Origin of the sequence: Pseudomonas sp. ES3-33 (assembly GCF_000952175.1) — a bacterium.
Lineage (GTDB): Bacteria > Pseudomonadota > Gammaproteobacteria > Pseudomonadales > Pseudomonadaceae > Aquipseudomonas > Aquipseudomonas gregormendelii.
The window spans coordinates 1-3,138 of record NZ_JZRI01000091.1 but is presented as its reverse complement, the minus strand read 5'-3'; the positions used below and the strand labels follow the sequence as shown (position 1 = coordinate 3,138).

Below are 3,138 nucleotides of genomic sequence, written 5' to 3'. Positions count from 1 at the left end.
GTCGAACTTTCGGTTCATTTCGTCTTCACACACCGCAATCTGGTGCTCGTTAGAGCAAGCAAATTGCTTGGGTGTTATATGGTCAAGCCTCACGGGCAATTAGTATTGGTTAGCTCAACGCCTCACAGCGCTTACACACCCAACCTATCAACGTCGTAGTCTTCGACGGCCCTTCAGGGGACTCAAGGTCCCAGTGAGATCTCATCTTGAGGCTAGTTTCCCGCTTAGATGCTTTCAGCGGTTATCTATTCCGAACATAGCTACCCGGCAATGCCACTGGCGTGACAACCGGAACACCAGAGGTTCGTCCACTCCGGTCCTCTCGTACTAGGAGCAGCCCCTCTCAAATCTCAAACGTCCACGGCAGATAGGGACCGAACTGTCTCACGACGTTCTAAACCCAGCTCGCGTACCACTTTAAATGGCGAACAGCCATACCCTTGGGACCGGCTTCAGCCCCAGGATGTGATGAGCCGACATCGAGGTGCCAAACACCGCCGTCGATATGAACTCTTGGGCGGTATCAGCCTGTTATCCCCGGAGTACCTTTTATCCGTTGAGCGATGGCCCTTCCATACAGAACCACCGGATCACTAAGACCTACTTTCGTACCTGCTCGACGTGTCTGTCTCGCAGTCAAGCGCGCTTTTGCCTTTATACTCTACGACCGATTTCCGACCGGTCTGAGCGCACCTTCGTACTCCTCCGTTACTCTTTAGGAGGAGACCGCCCCAGTCAAACTACCCACCATACACTGTCCTCGATCCGGATAACGGACCTGAGTTAGAACCTCAAAGTTGCCAGGGTGGTATTTCAAGGTTGGCTCCACGCGAACTGGCGTCCACGCTTCAAAGCCTCCCACCTATCCTACACAAGCAAATTCAAAGTCCAGTGCAAAGCTATAGTAAAGGTTCACGGGGTCTTTCCGTCTAGCCGCGGATACACTGCATCTTCACAGCGATTTCAATTTCACTGAGTCTCGGGTGGAGACAGCGCCGCCATCGTTACGCCATTCGTGCAGGTCGGAACTTACCCGACAAGGAATTTCGCTACCTTAGGACCGTTATAGTTACGGCCGCCGTTTACCGGGGCTTCGATCAAGAGCTTCGCGTTAGCTAACCCCATCAATTAACCTTCCGGCACCGGGCAGGCGTCACACCCTATACGTCCACTTTCGTGTTTGCAGAGTGCTGTGTTTTTAATAAACAGTCGCAGCGGCCTGGTATCTTCGACCGGCATGAGCTTACGGAGCAAGTCCTTCACCCTCACCGGCGCACCTTCTCCCGAAGTTACGGTGCCATTTTGCCTAGTTCCTTCACCCGAGTTCTCTCAAGCGCCTTGGTATTCTCTACCCAACCACCTGTGTCGGTTTGGGGTACGGTTCCTGGTTACCTGAAGCTTAGAAGCTTTTCTTGGAAGCATGGCATCAACCACTTCGTGTTCTAAAAGAACACTCGTCATCAGCTCTCGGCCTTAGAATCCCGGATTTACCTAAGATTCCAGCCTACCACCTTAAACTTGGACAACCAACGCCAAGCTGGCCTAGCCTTCTCCGTCCCTCCATCGCAATAACCAGAAGTACAGGAATATTAACCTGTTTTCCATCGACTACGCTTTTCAGCCTCGCCTTAGGGACCGACTAACCCTGCGTCGATTAACGTTGCGCAGGAAACCTTGGTCTTTCGGCGTGGGTGTTTTTCACACCCATTGTCGTTACTCATGTCAGCATTCGCACTTCTGATACCTCCAGCAAGCTTCTCAACTCACCTTCACAGGCTTACAGAACGCTCCTCTACCGCATCACCTAAGTGATACCCGTAGCTTCGGTGTATGGTTTGAGCCCCGTTACATCTTCCGCGCAGGCCGACTCGACTAGTGAGCTATTACGCTTTCTTTAAAGGGTGGCTGCTTCTAAGCCAACCTCCTAGCTGTCTAAGCCTTCCCACATCGTTTCCCACTTAACCATAACTTTGGGACCTTAGCTGACGGTCTGGGTTGTTTCCCTTTTCACGACGGACGTTAGCACCCGCCGTGTGTCTCCCATGCTCGGCACTTGTAGGTATTCGGAGTTTGCATCGGTTTGGTAAGTCGGGATGACCCCCTAGCCGAAACAGTGCTCTACCCCCTACAGTGATACATGAGGCGCTACCTAAATAGCTTTCGAGGAGAACCAGCTATCTCCGAGCTTGATTAGCCTTTCACTCCGATCCACAGGTCATCCGCTAACTTTTCAACGGTAGTCGGTTCGGTCCTCCAGTTAGTGTTACCCAACCTTCAACCTGCCCATGGATAGATCGCCCGGTTTCGGGTCTATTCCCAGCGACTAGACGCCCTATTAAGACTCGCTTTCGCTACGCCTCCCCTATTCGGTTAAGCTCGCCACTGAAAATAAGTCGCTGACCCATTATACAAAAGGTACGCAGTCACCCAACAAAGTGGGCTCCCACTGCTTGTACGCATACGGTTTCAGGATCTATTTCACTCCCCTCTCCGGGGTTCTTTTCGCCTTTCCCTCACGGTACTAGTTCACTATCGGTCAGTCAGTAGTATTTAGCCTTGGAGGATGGTCCCCCCATATTCAGACAAAGTTTCTCGTGCTCCGTCCTACTCGATTTCATGACTAAGAGATTTTCGCGTACAGGGCTATCACCCACTATGGCCGCACTTTCCAGAGCGTTCCGCTAATCTCAAAGCCACTTAAGGGCTAGTCCCCGTTCGCTCGCCACTACTAAGGGAATCTCGGTTGATTTCTTTTCCTCAGGGTACTTAGATGTTTCAGTTCCCCTGGTTCGCTTCTTAAGCCTATGTATTCAGCTTAAGATACCTAACTTATGTTAGGTGGGTTCCCCCATTCAGACATCTCCGGATCAAAGTCTGTTTGCCGACTCCCCGAAGCTTTTCGCAGGCTACCACGTCTTTCATCGCCTCTGACTGCCAAGGCATCCACCGTATGCGCTTCTTCACTTGACCATATAACCCCAAGCAATCTGGTTATACTGTGAAGACGACATTCGCCGAAAATTCGATAATACTCAATTAAGAGCAACTCACAAATTTTACCTTAGCCTGATCCGTTACCAGTGAAAGTAACGTTCAGTCTATCTTTCTATCACATACCCAAATTTTTAAAGAACGAAC

At 51.0% G+C, this 3,138-nt stretch carries 1 rRNA gene; it reads right to left on the bottom strand.

What is annotated here, in order from left to right:
* Positions 1-78: 78 nt before the first annotated feature.
* Positions 79-2,970, bottom strand: a 23S ribosomal RNA gene (locus tag UB23_RS16830).
* Between the last annotated feature and the right edge of the window lie 168 nt (positions 2,971-3,138).